General features: G+C 74.6%; 15 protein-coding genes. 4 read left to right on the forward strand and 11 right to left on the reverse strand.

Translation table 11 applies throughout. From position 1 onward, the window contains the following. Positions 1 to 1,350 carry an MFS transporter gene (locus BZZ08_RS16420; protein ID WP_104632971.1) on the forward strand — a complete coding sequence of 450 codons (1,350 nt, stop codon included), beginning with the start codon at positions 1 to 3 and terminating at the stop codon, positions 1,348 to 1,350. Positions 1,351 to 1,353: 3 nt separating this feature from the next. On the opposite strand, the gene BZZ08_RS16425 is transcribed toward BZZ08_RS16420, so the two are convergent. The 5 genes from BZZ08_RS16425 to BZZ08_RS16445 all read right to left on the reverse strand — a co-directional run bounded on the left by BZZ08_RS16425 (position 1,354) and on the right by BZZ08_RS16445 (position 7,548). Next, positions 1,354 to 2,352, reverse strand: a complete 999-nt coding sequence (locus BZZ08_RS16425) for an adenosine deaminase (RefSeq protein ID WP_198601516.1) — start codon at positions 2,350 to 2,352, stop codon at positions 1,354 to 1,356. A gap of 20 nt (positions 2,353 to 2,372) precedes the next feature. Beyond that, complete coding sequence (locus tag BZZ08_RS16430; RefSeq protein ID WP_104632973.1) at positions 2,373 to 3,278, reverse strand: ribonuclease Z; 906 nt, start codon at positions 3,276 to 3,278, stop codon at positions 2,373 to 2,375. Between the two features lie 15 nt (positions 3,279 to 3,293). Beyond that, positions 3,294 to 3,647 carry a histidine triad nucleotide-binding protein gene (locus tag BZZ08_RS16435; RefSeq protein WP_104632974.1) on the reverse strand — a complete coding sequence of 118 codons (354 nt, stop codon included), beginning with the start codon at positions 3,645 to 3,647 and terminating at the stop codon, positions 3,294 to 3,296. A 123-nt stretch (positions 3,648 to 3,770) separates the two neighbouring features. Beyond that, a complete protein-coding gene (locus tag BZZ08_RS16440; RefSeq protein ID WP_104632975.1) occupies positions 3,771 to 6,977 on the reverse strand; it encodes a S41 family peptidase in 3,207 nt (1,068 codons plus the stop codon). 82 nt (positions 6,978 to 7,059) lie between these two features. Beyond that, positions 7,060 to 7,548 carry a hypothetical protein gene (locus tag BZZ08_RS16445; protein ID WP_198601517.1) on the reverse strand — a complete coding sequence of 163 codons (489 nt, stop codon included), beginning with the start codon at positions 7,546 to 7,548 and terminating at the stop codon, positions 7,060 to 7,062. 99 nt (positions 7,549 to 7,647) lie between these two features. On the opposite strand from BZZ08_RS16445, the gene BZZ08_RS16450 reads away from it, so the two are divergent. Beyond that, complete coding sequence (locus BZZ08_RS16450; RefSeq protein ID WP_198601518.1) at positions 7,648 to 8,025, forward strand: hypothetical protein; 378 nt, start codon at positions 7,648 to 7,650, stop codon at positions 8,023 to 8,025. A gap of 9 nt (positions 8,026 to 8,034) precedes the next feature. On the opposite strand, the gene BZZ08_RS16455 is transcribed toward BZZ08_RS16450, so the two are convergent. The 4 genes from BZZ08_RS16455 to hrcA form a co-directional block, all read right to left on the reverse strand. After that, a complete protein-coding gene (locus tag BZZ08_RS16455) occupies positions 8,035 to 8,784 on the reverse strand; it encodes a 16S rRNA (uracil(1498)-N(3))-methyltransferase (protein WP_104632977.1) in 750 nt (249 codons plus the stop codon). Continuing rightward, entirely contained in the window at positions 8,781 to 9,875 is a 1,095-nt protein-coding gene (locus tag BZZ08_RS16460) for a nitronate monooxygenase (RefSeq protein ID WP_104632978.1), read from the reverse strand. Before BZZ08_RS16460 ends, BZZ08_RS16455 begins: the two co-directional genes overlap by 4 nt. Positions 9,876 to 10,114: 239 nt before the next feature. After that, positions 10,115 to 11,251 carry a molecular chaperone DnaJ gene (gene dnaJ, locus BZZ08_RS16465; protein ID WP_104632979.1) on the reverse strand — a complete coding sequence of 379 codons (1,137 nt, stop codon included), beginning with the start codon at positions 11,249 to 11,251 and terminating at the stop codon, positions 10,115 to 10,117. Then, entirely contained in the window at positions 11,252 to 12,268 is a 1,017-nt protein-coding gene (gene hrcA, locus BZZ08_RS16470; protein ID WP_104632980.1) for a heat-inducible transcriptional repressor HrcA, read from the reverse strand. A gap of 149 nt (positions 12,269 to 12,417) precedes the next feature. On the opposite strand from hrcA, the gene BZZ08_RS16475 reads away from it, so the two are divergent. Then, entirely contained in the window at positions 12,418 to 13,158 is a 741-nt protein-coding gene (locus tag BZZ08_RS16475; protein ID WP_104632981.1) for an MBL fold metallo-hydrolase, read from the forward strand. A 34-nt stretch (positions 13,159 to 13,192) separates the two neighbouring features. After that, positions 13,193 to 13,996 carry a DUF3097 domain-containing protein gene (locus BZZ08_RS16480; RefSeq protein WP_104632982.1) on the forward strand — a complete coding sequence of 268 codons (804 nt, stop codon included), beginning with the start codon at positions 13,193 to 13,195 and terminating at the stop codon, positions 13,994 to 13,996. Between the two features lie 97 nt (positions 13,997 to 14,093). Here BZZ08_RS16480 and hemW read toward each other — a convergent pair whose 3' ends face one another. Both hemW and BZZ08_RS16490 read right to left on the reverse strand, forming a co-directional pair. Beyond that, entirely contained in the window at positions 14,094 to 15,326 is a 1,233-nt protein-coding gene (gene hemW / locus BZZ08_RS16485; protein WP_104633011.1) for a radical SAM family heme chaperone HemW, read from the reverse strand. Between the two features lie 108 nt (positions 15,327 to 15,434). After that, positions 15,435 to 17,849 (reverse strand): SpoIIE family protein phosphatase, encoded by a 2,415-nt coding sequence (locus tag BZZ08_RS16490; protein WP_104632983.1) that lies wholly within the window; start codon positions 17,847 to 17,849, stop codon positions 15,435 to 15,437. Positions 17,850 to 17,912 lie beyond the last annotated feature (63 nt).

The raw sequence follows: 17,912 nt of genomic DNA on the forward strand, positions 1-17,912 counted from the left end.
GTGCTCGCCCCCCGCACCACCCCCTGGCCCCTCGTCGCCCTTTTCACGGCCGGGTACCTGCCTCCGTACCTGCTGCCCACCACCGTCGGCAGACTCGACACCGGCCTCGCGCTCTCCGCCACCCAGGCGGGCGCGGTCGGCAGCGCTCTGCTGCTGAGTTCGGCGACCGCCGGCTTCCTGCTGGCCTCCCGGGTGCAGCGGGCCGGTGCCCGGACGCTGGCCCGCTTCGGCCTCGCGCTGGCCGTCCTCGGTTACGGCGCCGCCGCGCTCACCACCGCCGTCCCGGCCGTCGTCGTCGGCGCGGTCGTGGGCGGTTTCGGCTCGGGGACGGCCACCACGGTCGCCGCGACCCGGATCGCCGCCGAGAAGGATCCCCACCGCGCCTCCACGATGGGCCTGCTGAGCGTGTCCGCGCTGGCCGGCGCGGTGTACCTGACGGTGCCCCACCTGGGCCGGGCGCACGGACTGCCGCTGGCCGCGATCGCCCTGACCGCGCTGGCGGTGTGGCCGCTGACCGGCCGCCTGCCGGGCGCGGAGGCCGCCTCCCCCGCCACGCCCGGCACCGACACCACCGCCCCGCTCCCGCACCGCCGTTCGGGGCTGGTCCTGGCCGCCACGGTGCTGTGCTGGTCCCTCGCGCAGAACTCCCTGTGGGGTGTCAGCGGCCGGATCGGGCTGACCCAGGCCGGCCTGGGCGACGCCGCCCTGGGGCTGGTCTTCGCCGTCGCGCTGGGCGCGGGGCTGGTCGGGGTACTGGTCGCCGGCGCCCTCGGGCCGCGGCTGGGGCGGGCCATGCCGGTCGGCGCCGGCACGGTGCTCATCGCGGGCTGCATCGCGGTCAGCGCGTCGGCGACGACCCCGGCGACCTTCGCGACCGGGGAGATCGCCTGGAACACCGTCTACCCGGTCGTGCTGTCGTACCTGATCGGCCTCGCCGCCTCGCTCGACCCGCGCGGCCGGTGGGCGGTGCTGGTCGGTTCGGCGTCCTCGCTGGGCACGGCGGCCGGGCCGCTGGCCGGCAGTGTCCTGTCGGCGCGGGCCGGTTACCCGGGCATGGGGCTGGTGCTGGCCGCCGGTCTGCTGCTGGTCGCCGCGCCGATGACCGCCGTCGCGCTGCACACCGCGGGCCGGCCGCTGCTGTCCGGCGCGATCCGCCGCCGCGGCGGCACCCCGGCCGCGCTGGTGGCCGCCGCCACGGGTACACCGAGCGGTGCGGTGCCCGAGGTCGGTGCCGTGGAGCAGCCGGTCGTGGAGATCGACGTGGCCGCCCCCGCGGTGGCCGTCCGGGGCGCCTACGACACGGCGGGACCCCGGCAGGCGGCGGCCACACCGGGGTCCGGGACGGGCTGAGTCCTACGCCGTCGGGAAGTCGTACGCCTCGACTTCCGCGAGGTACCGCGCCCGCAGTTCCTCCTCGTCCTCCAGGAAGGAGGCGAGGAAGGAGTTGCGGGCCAGCTCCCGCAGCCGCTCCTCGGTGAGACCGAGGGCCTGGCGCACGGCGTCGAAGTTGTCGTCCGCGTAGCCGCCGAAGTAGGCCGGGTCGTCGGAGTTGACCGTGCACATCAGCCCGGCGTCGAGCATCGCGGGCAGCGGATGGTCGGCGAGGGTGTCGACGGTGCGCAGCCGCACGTTGGACAGCGGGCACAGGGTGAGCGGGACGCGCTCGCGCACCAGCCGCTCGACCAGCGCCGGATCCTCCACGGAACGCAGCCCGTGGTCGATCCGCTCGACGCCGAGGACGTCGAGGGCCTCGACGACGTACGCGGGCGGCCCCTCCTCGCCCGCGTGCGCGACCCGGCGCAGCCCGAGGGCGGCGGCGGCCTCGTACACCTCGCGGAACTTCACGGGCGGGTGGCCGACCTCGGCCGAGTCCAGGCCGACGCCGGTGATGCGGTCGAGGTACGGCTTGGCGGCGTCCAGCGTCGCGAGGGCCGACTCGGCGGACTCGTCGCGCAGGAAGCAGAGGATCAGGCGGGTGGAGACCCCGTGGTTCTCGCGGCCGGCGCCCAGCGCCCGCCACAGCCCCTCCACGACCGTGTCCATCTCCACGCCCCGGGCGAGGTGGGCCTGCGGGTCGAAGAAGATCTCGGCGTGCCGGACGCCCTGGGCGGCGGCGCGGGCGAGGTAGGCGTTGGCCAGGTCCTCGAAGTCCCGCTCGGTGCGCAGCACGGCCATCAGTTCGTAGTACAGGTTCAGGAACGACTGGAGGTCCTCGAAGCGGTACGCCTCGCGCAGCGCGTCCTCATCCGCGTACGGCAGGGACACGCCGTTGCGGGCGGCCAGCGCGAAGGCCAGCTCGGGTTCCAGGGTGCCTTCGATGTGCAGGTGCAGTTCAGCTTTGGGCAGGGGCATCAGAGCATCGTACGGCGGCTTCACCGACGTTTCGGAACCGGTACGCGGGTGAGGTCGCGGGCCACGGTCAGCTCGCCCTCGTAACCGGCCGCGCGTGCCTGCCGCTCGAACTCCTCGGGTGCGGAGTAGCGCTGGCTGAAGTGGGTGAGGACCAGGTGCCGTACGCCCGCGTCCCGGGCCACGCGCGCGGCCTGACCGGCGGTGAGGTGGCCGTGGTCGGTGGCGAGGGTCTCGTCCTCGTCGAGGAAGGTGGACTCGATCACCAGCAGGTCCGAGCCCTCGGCGAGCGCGTGCACGCCCGCGCACAGCCGGGTGTCCATGACGAACGCGAACCGCTGGCCGGGCCGGACCTCGCTGACCTCGTCGAGCGCGACGCCGTTCAGCGAGCCCTCGCGCTGGATGCGGCCGACGTCGGGGCCCTTGATGCCGTGCGCGGCGAGGCGGTCGGGCAGCATGCGGCGGCCGTCGGGCTCGGTGAGCCGGTAGCCGTACGACTCGACGGGGTGCGACAGCCTGCGGGCGTCCAGGGTGTAGGCGGGGGTGACCGCAAGGGGGCCGTCGGCGGCGACCGGGGACTCGGTGAGGGCGACGGTCTCGCGGTAGGCGGTGGCGTAGCGCAGGCGCTCGAAGAAACGCTGCCCGGAGCGCGGGTAGTGGGCGGTGATCTCGTGCGGCACCTGGTCCAGGTTGATGCGCTGGATCACCCCGGCGAGGCCCAGGCTGTGGTCGCCGTGGAAGTGCGTGACGCAGATCCGGTTCAGGTCGTGGGCGGCGACCCCGGCGCGCAGCATCTGGCGCTGGGTGCCCTCGCCGGGGTCGAACAGGATGCCCTCGCCGTCCCAGCGGAGCAGGTAGCCGTTGTGGTTGCGGTGCCGGGTCGGGACCTGGCTGGCGGTGCCGAGGACGACGAGTTCACGTACGGACACGGGGGCTGCGCCCGACTATCCGGGGGGCCATTCGAGGCCGCGGCCGCCGAGCACGTGGGCGTGCGCGTGCCAGACGGTCTGTCCGGCGCCGCTGCCGGTGTTGAAGACGGTGCGGTAGCTGTCCAGCTTCTCGTCGTCGGCGACGGCCTGGGTCTCGCGCAGGACGTCGGCGGCGAGCTGCGGGGCTTCGGCGGCGAGCGCGGCGGCGTCCTTGTGGTGCGCCTTGGGGATCACCAGGACGTGGGTGGGGGCCTGGGGGTTGATGTCCCGGAACGCGACGGTGGTGTCCGTCTCGCGGACGATCGTCGCGGGAATCTGCCCTGCGACGATCTTGCAGAACAGGCAGTCGTCCTGTGCCTCGCCAGTCACTTGGCTCTCCTCACACCGGTGATCTTCTGTGGGCATCGTATCCGCCGCCGCAGCCGCGGGCAGTCGTGCCGCCGGGTGCCTCCCAGGCCGTTCAGGCACTGGGGGAGGCACGACTGCCCGCGGTCAAGGCAACGTGGGCGGCGTCTTCGCCGGAGTCTCCTCCAATGCCGCCAGCGCGAGCGCGATCGCCTCGTCCAGCTGGGGGTCGCGGCCCGCCGCGTAGTCCTGCGGACGCTGCGGGACCTCCACGTCCGGATCGACGCCGTGGTTCTCCACGCCCCACCCGTAACCCTCCAGCCAGAACGCGTACTTCGGCTGGGTGATCAGCGTGCCGTCGACCAGCCGGTAGCGGCTGTCGATGCCGATGACGCCGCCCCAGGTGCGCACGCCGACGACCGGCCCGATCCCCAGTGCCTTGATCGCCGCGTTGACGATGTCCCCGTCCGAGCCGGAGAACTCGTTGGCGACGGCGACGACCGGCCCGCGGGGCGCGTCCTGCGGGTAGCTGGTCGGCCGCATGCCGCGCGGCAGGTCCCAGCCGACGATGCGCCGGGCCAGCTTCTCCACCACCAGCTGGGAGGTGTGCCCGCCGCGGTTCTCCCGGACGTCGACGACCAGGCCCTCCCTGGCCACCTCGACGCGCAGGTCGCGGTGGATCTGGGCCCAGCCGGGCGCCTGCATGTCGGGGACGTGCAGGTAGCCCAGCCGCCCGCCGGACTTCTCGTGGACGTAGGCGCGCCGGTCGGCGACCCAGGCGTGGTAGCGCAGCGGCTCCTCGTCGGCGAGCGGGACGACGACGGCGTGCCGCACCTCGCCGCCGCCGGCCGGGGAGACGGTCAGCTCGACCGGCTTGCCCGCCGTGCCGACGAGCAGGGGTCCAGGACCGGTGACCGGGTCCACGGCCTGCCCGGCGACCGCGACGATCGCGTCCCCGGCGCGCACGGCGACCCCGGGCGCGGCGAGCGGGGAACGGGCGTCGGGGTCGGAGGTCTCCGAGGGCAGGACCCGGTCGATGCGCCAGGTGCCGTCCTCGTGGCGGGAGAGGTCGGCGCCGAGCAGGCCCTGCCGGGCGCCGGAGCCGTGACCGCCGCGGGGGGTGACGTAGGCGTGCGAGGTGCCGAGTTCACCGTGCACCTCCCACAGGAGGTCGACCAGGTCGTCGTGGGTGGCGACGCGGTCCAGGACGGGCCGGTAGCGGTCGAGCACGCCGTCCCAGTCGACGCCGTTCATGTCGGCCCGCCAGAAGTGGTCCCGCATGATGCGGCCGGTCTCGTCGAACATCTGCCGCCACTCCGCGGCCGGTTCGACTCTCTGGCGGACCCGGCCCAGGTCGACGGTGACGTTGGTGTCGCTGTCCTCGTCGCCGGAGGCCCGCCGGTCGCTGGGCACGACCTTGAGCCGTCCGTCGGTCCACAGCAGCACCCGCTTGCCGTCGCCGCTGACCTCGTAGTGGTCGGCGTCGCCGCCGAGGTGCTCGACGCGCTGCTGGGCGAGGTCGTACCGCTCCAGCTCGGTGTGCGGGTCGGGGTCGTCCGGGGTGGCGCGGGAGGCGCCGAGGACACCGGTGAGCGGGTGGCGCAGCCACAGGACGCCGTCCTTGGCGGCGCGCAGCCGGGAGTAGCGGGCGGCCTCCACCGGGAAGGGCACGATGCGGTCGGCGAGGCCCTCGATGTCGATCCGGGTGGTGGGGGTGCCCTCGCTGTCGGGGGTCTCCTCGCGGTCCGGGGTCTCGAAGGGGCGGCCGTGGCGCTGCGGGCCGAAGGGCGAGGGCGTGGTCGCCGCGAGGGTGATCAGGTAGGGCCGGGCGCCCTCGACGAAGGCCAGGTCGAAGACGTGCTCGTCGTAGACCGGGTCGAAGGAGCGGGTGGAGAGGAAGGCGAGGTGCTTGCCGTCCAGGGTGAAGGCGGGCGAGTAGTCCTTGAAGCGCAGCGGGGTCGCCTCGCTCACCGACAGGTCGGTGGTGTTGGCGAGTTTGAGCTGGCGCAGCGGGTCGGGGCCGGGGTGGGACCAGGCGAGCCAGGCCGAGTCCGGCGAGAAGACCAGCCCGGACGCGTCGCCGTCCTCGCTGCGGTCGACCTCGCGGACCTCGCCGCTCTCGCGCTCGACGAGCAGGACCCGCCCGTCGTGCGAGGCGACGGCGACGCGGCTGCCGTCGGGGGCCACGGCGAGGCTCAGCACCCGGCCGAGCCGTCCGGCGGCCAGGCGCCGTGCGGTGGCGCCGGGGGCGAGGCCGGTGGCGGGCGCGAACTCCAGGGCGTCGTCGCCCTCGGCGTCCGTCACCCACACCACCCACTCCTCGCCGTCGGCGCGGAAGGTACGCGGCAGCCGGGTGCGGACACCGGGGGTGGCCGCGAGCGCGCGCGCCGGTCCGGAGCGGTGGGTGACCCAGTGCACGCCGCCGCGTACGGCGACGGCGCTGCCGCGCGCGGTGTGGTCGGGGGACGCGGAGCCGAACCAGCGGGCGGCGTTGACCGGGTACGGCTGGAGGTCGACGCGGGCACCGCCGAGCCGGATGTCCAGGCGGCGCGGCTCGGCGCCGTCGAGGTCGTCCAGGGTCCACAGTTCACCGGCGGACGCGTAGACGACGCGGGTGCCGTCGGTGGCGGCGTGCCGGGCGTAGAAGCCTCCCCCACCGGGGGTGTGCCGACGCAGGTCGGAGCCGTCGGCGAGGGAGGAGTACAGGGCGCCGGTGCCCTCGTGGTCGGAGAGGAAGGCGATCCGGTCGCCGACCCAGAAGGGGTACTCGATGTTGCCGTCGAGGTCGGCGTGCAGACGGACGAACTCGCCGTCGTCCTCGCGGTCGATCCACAGCTTGCCCGCCGTGCCGCCCCGGTAGCGCTTCCACCAGGCGGCCTCGCGGCCCATCGGCGCGGACAGCAGCACGGTGTGCGGGCCCTGGGCGACGTCCCCGACGGGCCCGTAGGGCAGGGTGGCCGCCGGTCCGCCGTCGAGCGGGACGGCGCGGGCCCAGCTGCGGCGCAGGCTGGCCTGGCCGTAGGTGCTGAGGGCGAGGACGCGGCCGTCGGCGGTCCAGCCGCGGACCTGGGTCCTGATGCTGCCCCAGTGGGTGAGGCGCCGGGCGGGGCCGCCGTCGACGGGCGCGACGTGCACCTCGGGGGCGCCGTCACGGGTGGAGGTCCAGGCGACCGTGGTGCCGTCGGGCGAGATCCGCGGGTGGTTCACCGGCACGTTGTCGGCGCTGACCCGCCAGGCCCGGCCGCCGTCGAGCGGGGCGAGCCACACGTCGTCCTCGGCGGTGAAGGCGACCAACTCGCCGTGCGGGTGCGGAAAGCGGAGGTAGGCAGGCGCTGCGGGCTGAGTCACCCCCATACCCTATGCAGGGGCGCCGCCCGCCGACAGAGGTTTGGATCACTTCCCGGCCGCCGGGCACCCATGACCCGCCGGTGGTGGGCTACTTGCCCTCCACCGGCCGGCAGTGCGGGTCGTCCGGGCACCAGATGGTCCGGGTGACGGTCACGGTGGGCCCGGGCCCGTTCGGGGAGGACCGGTTCGCGGGCGGGGCACTGGTGGCGTCGCAGTCGCCCAGCCCCTTGACCCGGAACCACTCCTTGCCGTCCACCTTCGCGGTCAGGTTCCCGCGCACGCAGGCGCCCTTGACGACCCGGGTCACCTTGCCGTCGACGGTGATGTCCTGGCCGGCGTCCGTCCTGCCCTCGCAGTGGACGGAGGCGACGGCGTTCTCGGTCGCCGACGCGGTGGTGCCCTGGTCGCCGAAGGAGGCGGTGCAGGTGAGCCAGCGCACCTCCGCCTTCTGCCGCTCCAGTTCACGGGTCACGGTCTGGTCGGTCGTGTACGCCACCGACGCGGAACTGAGCCCGCCCGGTTCGCACGCGACGAGCCCGCCGACGACGACGGCCGAGCCGACGACCACCGGAGCCATGCGCCGAATCCGTCTCAAAGCCCCCATGGAGGGCAGCCTGCCACCGCACCGGGACCGACGGTAGGGCGCATACGGCCACTCCTCACTACCGTGGGCGCCATGGGCAACGACCGCAGGCAGCGCAGGCTCGTCGTGGACGAACGCACCACCTGGCTGTGGAGCCACCGGCAGAAACGCGGGCGCGACGGGGTCTGGCGGGACGCGCTGACGCTGTACCGCGACGGCGTGCGGGTGCGGTTCGTGTTCCTCGCGGGCGCGCCCGGCTCGGGGAGGTGGACCACGGAGGGCGGGTACTGGTACGAGGGCTGCGTGGGCGACGGCCACGGCCACCTGCTCAACCTGCGCGAACCCGGTGTCGTACGGGCGCTGGTCGAGGAGGCCGGGCGGCGCGGGCTGCTGCCCGGGCGCGGGGACGGGCCGGTGGAACTGGACGGCTGGGACCTGTTCCCGGCGGTGGTCGCCGCCGTCGACGGCTGACCGGGCGGGTCAGGACCAGCGGCCGGTGCGGGCCAGGAGCACGGCGGTCGCGGCGGTGCCCGCGGTGGAGGTGCGCAGGACGCTGCGGCCCAGCCGGTAGGGCCCCGCACCGGCCTCGGCGAACAGGTCCAACTCCTCGGGGGACACGCCCCCTTCGGGGCCGACGACGAGCACGATGCGGCCGGTGGCGGGGAGTTCGACGGCGGACAGGGGTTCCTCGCCGCTCTCGTGGAGTACGGCGGCGAAGTCGGCCTCGGCCAGAAGTGCGGCAACCTGCTTGCTCGTCGCCGCGTCCGCGACCTCGGGGAAGCGGACCCGGCGGGACTGCTTGCCCGCCTCGCGGGCCGTGGCCCGCCACTTGCCGAGCGCCTTCAGACCGCGCTCGCCCTTCCACTGCGTGATGCACCGGGACGCCGCCCAGGGCACGATCGCGTCGACCCCGACCTCGGTCATCGTCTCGACGGCCAGCTCACCGCGGTCGCCCTTGGGCAGGGCCTGGACGACGGTGATGCGGGGCTGCTCGGCGGGCTCCTCGCGCACGCCGTCCACGACGGTGACGACCAGGCGGTCCTTGCCCTCGGCGGCCTTCACGACGCCCTCGGCCCAGCGGCCGCTCCCGTCGGTGAGGACGACATCCTCGCCCGCCCGCAGCCGCTTCACGGAGACGGCGTGCCGCCCCTCCGGGCCGTCGAGGACGTACTCGCCCGCGGTCAGGTCCTGGGGCCGCAGGGAGTCGGCCACGAACACCGGTGCCGTCATCGTGCGCCGCCTCCCGTCGCGTAGCCCGACAACCCCGACAACGCTGTCCCGGCGGCGGCGAGTTCGGCCACCAGCACCTCCACCAGCTGTCCGGCGGGCAGTTCCCGGGCCATCCGGTGGCCCTGCCCCGCCCAGAGTGCCATGCCCTGCGCGTCGCCCGCCTTCGCCGCCGCCTTGCGCACCGGCGCGGTGAGGTGGTGCACCTCTGGGTAGGCGGCGGGGGCGTAGGGGCCGTGCTCGCGCAGGAAGCGGTTGACCAGGGCGCGGGCGGGGCGGCCGGAGAAGGCCCGGGTGAGTTCGGTGCGGACGTACAGCGGGTTGGTCAGCGCCTGCTTGTGCAGGTCGTGCGCGCCGGACTCCGCGGTGGCGAGGAAGGCGGTGCCGAGCTGGGCGGCGCTCGCGCCGGCCGCGAGGACCGCGGCGATCTGGCTGCCGCGCATGATGCCGCCGGCGGCGAGGATCGGCAGGCTCACCGCCTCCCGGACCTGGGCGACCAGCGACAGCAGGCCGGTGCCGGCGCCGCCGGTCTCCGGGTTGTCCCGGTGGGTGCCCTGATGGCCGCCCGCCTCGACACCCTGGGCGATCACCGCGTCGGCGCCGGACTGCTCGACGGCCCGGGCCTCGTCCGCGGTGGTCGCGCCGACCAGGGCGAAGGTGCCCACGCGGTGCAGGGAGTCGACGACCTCACGGCTCGGCACGCCGAAGTGGAAGGACACCACCGGTACGGGGTTGTCCAGCAGCACGGCGAGCTTGGTGTCGTAGCCGTCGTCCCGGCCGCAGTCGCGGTCGCCCAGCTCCGTCTCGTACCAGGCGGCCTCGCCGGCCAGCTGATGGGCGTAGACGTCGACGGCGGCGGGGTCGGCCGTCTCCGGCTGCGGGAGGAAGAGGTTGACGCCGAACGGGCGGCTCGTCAGTCCCCGCAGCTGTTTGATCTCCTGGTACATCCCGTCCGCGGTCTTGTACCCCGCGGCCAGGAAGCCCAGCCCGCCCGCCTCGGACACCGCGGCCGCGAGCCGTGGCACGGAGACGCCGCCCGCCATGGGCGCCTGCACGATCGGGTAGGGGAAGAGATCGGTCAGTGCGGAGGACATGACGGCATGTTGTCACGTCCTCCACACAAGTCCGAATCCGGGCTTCCGTCGGCATACGCCAGGAGCATCCGCATCCCCGGAGGGCCCTCTACCGGCCGTTGAACGCGTCCTTCAACCGCGAGAACAGCCCCTGCTGCCCCGGCTGACTGTGCCTGCCCGGGGGCAACCCCCGGACCCCCGGCCGCCACCCGGCTGCCGCCCACACCGGCACAGTCGACCACCGCCCGCCGAACCACGCCTCAGCGCCCGTTGAACGCGTCCTTCAACCGCGAGAACAGCCCCTGCTGCCCCGGCTGGAACTGCCCGGTCGGGCGTTCTTCGCCGCGGAGCTGGGCCAGCTCGCGCAGGAGGCGTTCCTGTTCGGGGTCGAGCTTGCTCGGGGTGGTGACCTCGACGTGGACGATGAGGTCGCCGCGGCCGCCGCCGCGCAGGTGGGTGACGCCCCGGCCGTGCTTCGGGATCGACTGGCCGGACTGGGTGCCCGGGCGGATGTCGACCTCCTCCATGCCGTCGAGGGTCTCCAGCGGCACCTTCGTACCGAGGGCCGCCGCGGTCATCGGGATGGTGACCGTGCAGTGCAGGTCGTCGCCGCGGCGCTGGAAGGTCGAGTGCGGCAGCTCGTGGATCTCGACGTACAGGTCACCGGCGGGACCGCCGCCGGGGCCGACCTCGCCCTCGCCCGCGAGCTGGATCCGGGTGCCGTTGTCGACACCGGCCGGGATCTTCACGGTCAGGGTGCGCCGGGAGCGGACCCGGCCGTCGCCCGCGCACTCCGGGCACGGGGTCGGGACCACGGTGCCGAAGCCCTGGCACTGCGGGCACGGACGCGAGGTCATGACCTGGCCCAGGAAGGACCGGGTGACCTGCGAGACCTCACCGCGGCCGCGGCACATGTCACACGTCTGGGCCGACGTGCCCGGCGCCGCGCCCTCGCCGTTGCAGGTGTTGCAGACGACCGCGGTGTCGACCTGGATGTCCTTGGTCGTGCCGAACGCGGCCTCGTCCAGCTCCACCTCGATGCGGATCATCGCGTCCTGGCCCCGGCGGGTGCGCGAGCGCGGCCCGCGCTGCGACGCCGTACCGAAGAACGCGTCCATGATGTCCGAGAAGTTCCCGAAGCCACCCGCGCCGAAGCCGCCCGCGCCGCCGCCGGCGGCCTGCGAGAGGGGGTCGCCGCCGAGGTCGTAGACCTGCTTCTTCTGCGGGTCCGACAGCACCTCGTAGGCGGCGTTGATCTCCTTGAACCGCTCCTGGGTCTTCGGATCGGGGTTGACGTCCGGGTGCAGCTCGCGGGCGAGCCTCCGGAACGCCTTCTTGATCTCGTCCTGGGAAGCGTCGCGGCGCACGCCGAGTACGGCGTAGTAGTCCGTGGCCACCTACGACTCCGCCAGGATCTGTCCGACGTACCGTGCCACTGCGCGTACCGCTCCCATCGTTCCCGGGTAGTCCATGCGGGTCGGTCCGACCACGCCGAGCTTGGCAACCGCCTCGCCGCCCGAACCGTAGCCGACCGACACGACGGACGTTGAGTTGAGTCCCTCGTGGGCGTTCTCATGACCGATCCGTACGGTCACGCCCGGATCCTTCGCCTCGCCGAGCAGCTTGAGGAGCACGACCTGCTCCTCCAGTGCCTCCAGCACCGGCCGGATCACCAAGGGGAAGTCGTGCCCGAAGCGGGTCAGATTGGCGGTGCCGCCGATCATCAGCCGCTCCTCGTTCTCCTCGACCAGCGTCTCCAGGAGAGTGGAGAGCACGGTGGAGACCGTACCGCGATCCTCGGCCTCGAAGGCCTCCGACAGATCTTCCACCAGAGACGGCACATCCGTGAAACGGCGCCCCGCGACCCGGCTGTTGAGCCGCGCCCGCAGGTCGGCCAGCGACGCCTCGCCGAACGGCGCCGGGCAGTCGACCATCCGCTGCTCCACCCGGCCGGTGTCCGTGATGAGCACCAGCATCAGCCGGGCGGGCGCGAGCGAGAGCAGCTCCACGTGCCGCACCGTCGAACGGGTCAGCGACGGGTACTGCACCACGGCGACCTGCCGGGTGAGCTGCGCGAGCAGCCGCACCGTGCGGGCCACCACGTCGTCGAGGTCGACGGCGCCCTCCAGGAAGTTCTGGATGGCACGCCGCTCGGGCGCGGTCATCGGCTTGACGCCGGCCAGCTTGTCGACGAAGAGCCGGTAGCCCTTGTCGGTCGGGATGCGCCCGGCGCTGGTGTGCGGCTGGGCGATGAACCCCTCGTCCTCCAGGGCCGCCATGTCATTGCGCACGGTGGCCGGGGAGACGCCGAGGTTGTGCCGCTCGGTGAGGGCCTTGGAACCGACCGGTTCCTCGGTGCCGACGTAGTCCTGGACGATGGCGCGCAGCACCTTCAGCCTGCGTTCACTGAGCATCGGCGCGCACCTCCAGCTGTCCGTCCGCCCGTTTCCGGCCTGTCTGTCCTGGCACTCATGGCTCGCGAGTGCCAGACTTCCCCGGCCCAGTGTACGGCCGTGGGGTACGCCCCCGGCAAGGCCGGGACCAAGCCGTTAGCGTCGTCGCCGTGACGGTGACTTGGGAAGAGCTGGGCTGGGAGCGGCTGGCGGACGGGGTGGGGCGGTGCCGGCTGCCGGGGTGGGACTGCACGGCGGGGCTGGTGCTCGGCGCGGACGCGGCGCTGATGGTGGACGCGGGGTCGAGCCTGGACGAGGGCGCCCGGTTGCACGGGGCGGCGCGGCGGCTGGCCGGCCGCCGTGTGACACATCTCGCGCTCACCCACCCGCACTTCGACCACGTCTTCGGCGCCGCGGCCTTCCCGGACGCGGAGGTGTACGGCGCGGTGGGCACCCACGCGTTGTTCGCGCCCGGCGGACAGGGGCGTCGGGCACTGCGCGCGGACGCGGTGGCGGAGGGCCTGGACGCACGGCGGGCGGCGGAGGCGGCCGACGCGCTCGTCCCCGTCCGGCACGAGGTCCGCGGCGAGCGCGTACTCGGCCTGGGCGAGGACCGGCGGGTGCTGCTGGCCGACGTGGGCCCGGGACACACCGGCCACGATCTCGCGGTGCTGGCGCTGGTGCCGGGCGCCCCGGCGGTCGTCTTCTGCGGCGACCTGGTCGAGGAGTCCGGCGAGCCGCAGGCGGGCCCCGACGCCGTACCGGCGCGCTGGCCGGCCGCCCTGGACCGGCTACTGGCCCTGGGCGGCGACGACGCACTGTACGTCCCCGGTCACGGAGCGGTGGTGGACGCGGCGTTCGTCCGGGCCCAACGGGACGCGCTGGCCGCCCGGTTCGGCGTGTCGCGTTGATCACGGTGCGGGTGTTCCTCGTATCGTCGGCAGAATGCGCCAGTACTCCGCCGACCTGACCCCTCCGTGGAAGAAGCCGCAGCCCGTTCCCGAGGTACCGGCCGATCCCGGCCTGGTGGTCGAGGAGCCCGGCACCGGGTTCTGCGGCGCCGTGATCGGCTGCGAGGCGGGCACGGTGACCCTGGAGGACCGCTTCGGCAAGCACCGGGTCTTCCCACTGGAACCGCGCGGCTTCCTGCTGGAGGGCCGCGCGGTGACGCTGGTGCGGCCGTCCTCCTCCGGTCCGGCGCGCCCCTCCCGTACGGCGTCCGGTTCGGTCGCCGTCCCCGGCGCACGCGCACGGGTGGCGCGCGCCGGACGCATCTACGTCGAGGGGCGGCACGACGCCGAGCTGGTCGAGAAGGTCTGGGGCGACGACCTGCGCATCGAGGGCGTGGTCGTGGAGTACCTGGGCGGCGTGGACGACCTGCCGTCGATCGTCGCGGACTTCGGCCCGGGCCCGGACGCACGGCTGGGCGTCCTGGTGGACCACCTGGTGCCGGGTTCGAAGGAGTGGCGGATCGCGGAGGCGGTGACGAGCGAGCACGCGCTGGTCGTGGGGCACCCGTACATCGACATCTGGGAGGCGGTGAAGCCGTCGTCGGTGGGGATCGATGCCTGGCCCCGCGTCCCCCACGGCCAGGACTGGAAGACCGGGGTGTGCCGGGCGCTCGGGTGGCCGTCCGACAACACCGGGGCGGTGTGGCAGGCGATCCTGGCGCGGGTGGGCTCGTACAAGGACCTGGAGCCGGAGCTGTTGGGGAGGGTGGAGGAGCTGATCGACTTCGTGACGGCGTGAGCGGAATCCAGCCCCTCCGGCGTTTGAGGAGCGGGGGTCCGGGGGCGGCGCCCCCGGGTCGGGACGGGAAGGGGCGGCGGGGGCGGGAACAACCCGGTCAGTCCACCAGGTCCCGCACCACCGCGTCCGCCAGCAACCGCCCGCGCAGCGTCAGCACCGCGCTCCCCGCCTCGTACGGCCCTTGCTGGAGCAGCCCCTCCGACAGCGCCCGCCGCGATGCCGCGAGCCCCGCCTCCCGCAGCAGCGCCAGCGGGACGCCCTCCCGCAGCCGCAGCTCCAGCAGGACGCGCTCCACGCGCCGGTCCTCGTCCGTGAGGATCTCGCGACCGGCACCCGGGGACTTCCCCGCCGCCAGCGCCCCCGCGTACGCCCCCGGGTGCTTCACGTTCCACCACCGCACGCCCCTCACGTGGGAGTGCGCGCCCGGTCCCGCGCCCCACCAGTCGGCGCCCCGCCAGTACAGCTCGTTGTGCAGGCAGCGCCCCGCGTCGGAGGTGGCCCAGTTCGACACCTCGTACCACTCGTAGCCCGCCGCCGACAGGGTCTCCTCAGCGATCAGGTACCGGTCGGCGTGCACGTCGTCGTCGGTCATCGGGACCTCGCCGCGCCGGATGCGCCGGGCCAGCTGGGTGCCCTCCTCGACGATCAGGGCGTACGCCGAGACGTGGTCGGGTCCGGCGCCGAGCGCGGCGTCCAGCGAGGCCCGCCAGTCGTCGTCGGACTCGCCGGGGGTGCCGTAGATCAGGTCGAGGTTGACGTGGTCGAAGCCGGCCGCGCGGGCCTCGGCGACGCAGGCCTCGGGGCGGCCGGGGGTGTGGGTGCGGTCCAGGATCTTCAGGACGTGCTGCTTGGCGCTCTGCATGCCGAAGGAGATCCGGTTGAAGCCGCCCTCGCGCAGCGCCGCGAGGTACGCCGGGTCGACCGACTCGGGGTTGGCCTCCGTCGTGATCTCCGCGTCCGGCGCCAGGCCGAACTCGTCGCGGACCGCGCGCAGCATCCGCACCAGGTCCCCGGCGGCCAGCAGGGTGGGCGTACCGCCGCCGACGAAGACCGTGCGGACCTCGCGGGGGTCGTCGCCGAGCACCTTGCGGGCCAGGCGGACCTCGTCGACGAGCGTGTCGGCGTAGTTGTCGCGGGAGGCGAGGACGCCGCCGGTGCCGCGCAGCTCGGTCGCGGTGTAGGTGTTGAAGTCGCAGTAGCCGCAGCGGGTCGCGCAGTACGGGACGTGCAGGTAGAAACCGAGGGGGCGGTCGGCGGCCCCGGCGAGCGCGGACGCGGGCAGGGCACCGTCGGCGGGGACGGGCTCGCCGTCGGGGAGTGCGGAGGGCATGCGTTCCATTGTCCCGTACAGCCGCGGTTACCCGGTTCCTCGACCGACCGGCTGCCCGATCGACCGGGCTGCTCGGCTGATCGGCTGCTCGGCTGCCAGGCTGATCGGCTACTCGGCCTGGAGCACCAGCAGCGCCAGGTCGTCCTCCGGGGGCCGGGGCCCGAACTCGTGCACCAGCCGCCTGATGCGCTCGGCGACCAGCTCGGCGTCCAGGCCCGTGCACCCGGCCAGCGCCGTGGCCAGACCGTCGCCGTCGTCGAACTGGCGGGAGCCGCTGCGCCGCTCCGTGATCCCGTCCGTGACGCACAGCAGGGTGTCCCCGGACCGCAGCTCGAAGGTCTCGCTGACGTACGTCGCGTCCTCGACGACGCCGAGCAGGGTCTGCGGGTGCGCGACGGCCGACACCGTGCCGTCGGGCCCGAGGAGCAGCGGCAGCGGGTGCCCGGCGGACGCGAGGGTGCAGCGGACGCCGCCGTCGAAGGGGACCAGCTCGCCGTAGAGCAGGGAGAGGAAGCGCGTCTGCGGTCCGTCGCCCGGGGCAACCGGTGGGCCGCCTGCGGCGACCAGTGCGCGGGCGGCGGCGTCGGCGGCCTCGGTGGCGTCGTCGAGGAGGAGCTGGTTGAGGCGGTCGAGGACGTCGGGGACGCCGTACTGCTCGCGGGCCAGCAGGCGGAGCCAGGGCCGGGCGAGCCCGATGACGACGGCGGCCTCGGGGCCCTTGCCCTGGACGTCGCCCACGGCGAAGCACCAGCGGCCGTCCCCCGCCGGGAAGAGGTCGTAGAAGTCGCCGCTGGGGCCGCCCTTGTCGCGCGGTTCGTAGACGAGGGCGCTGCGCACGCCGGGGATCTCCGCGACGGCACCGGGCAGCAGGCCGCGCTGGAGCACGGCGCTGATGGTGGCCTGCCGGGCGTACTGGCGGGCGGCGCCGATGGCGAGCGCCACCCGGCGGCTGAGATCCTCGACCAGGCCGGTGATCTCGTCGGGGAAACCGGGCGTGTCGAGGGTGTCGGGGTCGTCCGAGGCGTGCGGGGCGGCGTTCGAACTGTCGGCCCGTCCGATGACCAGGGTGCCCAGTGGCCTGCCTCCGGCGACCAGGCGGTAGGCCAGCGCGGTGCCGTGCGTGCCGTCCGGGCCGAGTGCGTCGCCGGGCCAGGGATGGCCGACGGGGCCGGAGCGCCAGGGGTCGCGCGGGCGGGGCGGGTCCTTCTCCAGGGCGGCGCGCAGCTCGTCCAGGTGCCCCTCGCCCGCGTGCCACACGCGGGCCAGCCGGGCGCCCACGGCCGCTCCGGTGTCGTCGGTCCAGGCGCCCCGGCCCAGGGACTCGTCCTCCAGCCACACCCCGCACCAGTCGGCGAGCCGGGGCACGATCAGCTGGCCGGTGAGGGAGGCGACCAGGTCCTCGTCGAGCTGCCCGGCCAGGAGGTCGGAGGCCTCGGCGAGGAAGGACAGCGCGCCGCGGCCCAGCCACTCGCGGTCGCGGACGCCGCGCCGGGCGGTCCCGGCGGTGCCGTCCCACGGGTCGGGCCACCGCGGTCGGCCCGGCCGGCCGGGGCACCCGCCGCGCTCACGGGTCGCGCCCGCGTCTGGGGCAGCGTCTTGGTTCGCGCCCTGGTCGGCGTCTTGGCTCGCGTCTTGGTTCGCGTCCGGGACGGCCGCACGGCCGGGAGCGGCCGCCCGACGGTCCGGGCCCGGCGCGGGGCCGTCCGACCGCCCAAGGCCGTCCGCGTCCGGGCCGTCCGAGGTCCCCGAGCCGTCCTGACCGGCGCCCTGGCCGCTCAGGCTCCCCTGGGGCACGTGGGCGGCCGTCCGGTCTCCCAGACCGGCCCGCACGTCCTCGCCGGACGCACCGGACCCGCCGGACGCACCGGACTCGACGGATGCGCCACACTCACCGGACCCGCCAAGCTCTCCGCCCCCGGCGCCTTCGCCCTCCGCCCCGCCCGTCCCCTCCCCCGGCCGCCGCGTGCCCGGCGGCTCGGGGCGTCGCGCCCCGCACCCTCCGGCGTACGCCTCGGTCTGACCGGCGGTGTCCGTGCCCGCGGCCGACAACCGCGCCCACACCGTCTTGATGCCCGGGCGGTAGGTGATGCCCCACGCCTCCGCGAGCGCGGCGACCAGGCGCAGGCCGCGCCCGTACTCGGCGGGATCATGCGGCATCTCGGGGTCGGTGCTCCGGGGCGCGCGGGACGGGTGCTGGTCCGTGGCCTCGACGACGAGCGCGCCCGTCTCCTCCAACCGGAGGACCACGTCGACGTCGGTGCCGGCGTGCACCACGGCGTTGGTGACCAGCTCGCTGACGACGACCAGGGCGTCCGCGACGAGGTGCTCCGTCAGCTGTTCCGTGCCGGGCAGGCGGAGCGCGGACCAGTCGGCGAGCGCGGCCCGCGCCATCGCGCGGGCGGCGCCCGGTGCCAGGGAGCTGCCGAGCAGGCTCACGCGCGCCCGCGCACACTCCTGGGCGGTGTTCGCAGGCTCCGCGCCGGCGCGGGAGGCGGTCTCCCGCTGCGTCGGAATGGCCCCCATGGACGTCTCCCCGGGCAGTTCGTGCGAGTTCCTCGCAGTCGATGCCGACAGAGTGACAGACCG

The organism is Streptomyces sp. MH60, from assembly GCF_002939385.1.
In the GTDB taxonomy this organism is placed as follows: domain Bacteria; phylum Actinomycetota; class Actinomycetes; order Streptomycetales; family Streptomycetaceae; genus Streptomyces.

Coding starts and splice junctions, on each gene's coding strand:
- BZZ08_RS16455 (WP_104632977.1), bottom strand. CDS start 8,784: ATGACGGCACCGGTGTTCGTGGCCGACTCCCTGCGGCCCCAGGACCTG.
- BZZ08_RS16460 (WP_104632978.1), bottom strand. CDS start 9,875: ATGTCCTCCGCACTGACCGATCTCTTCCCCTACCCGATCGTGCAGGCG.
- hemW (WP_104633011.1), bottom strand. CDS start 15,326: ATGCCCTCCGCACTCCCCGACGGCGAGCCCGTCCCCGCCGACGGTGCC.
- hrcA (WP_104632980.1), bottom strand. CDS start 12,268: ATGCTCAGTGAACGCAGGCTGAAGGTGCTGCGCGCCATCGTCCAGGAC.
- BZZ08_RS16480 (WP_104632982.1), top strand. CDS start 13,193: ATGCGCCAGTACTCCGCCGACCTGACCCCTCCGTGGAAGAAGCCGCAG.
- BZZ08_RS16445 (WP_198601517.1), bottom strand. CDS start 7,548: ATGGCTCCGGTGGTCGTCGGCTCGGCCGTCGTCGTCGGCGGGCTCGTC.
- BZZ08_RS16440 (WP_104632975.1), bottom strand. CDS start 6,977: ATGGGGGTGACTCAGCCCGCAGCGCCTGCCTACCTCCGCTTTCCGCAC.
- BZZ08_RS16425 (WP_198601516.1), bottom strand. CDS start 2,352: ATGCCCCTGCCCAAAGCTGAACTGCACCTGCACATCGAAGGCACCCTG.
- BZZ08_RS16490 (WP_104632983.1), bottom strand. CDS start 17,849: ATGGGGGCCATTCCGACGCAGCGGGAGACCGCCTCCCGCGCCGGCGCG.
- BZZ08_RS16450 (WP_198601518.1), top strand. CDS start 7,648: ATGGGCAACGACCGCAGGCAGCGCAGGCTCGTCGTGGACGAACGCACC.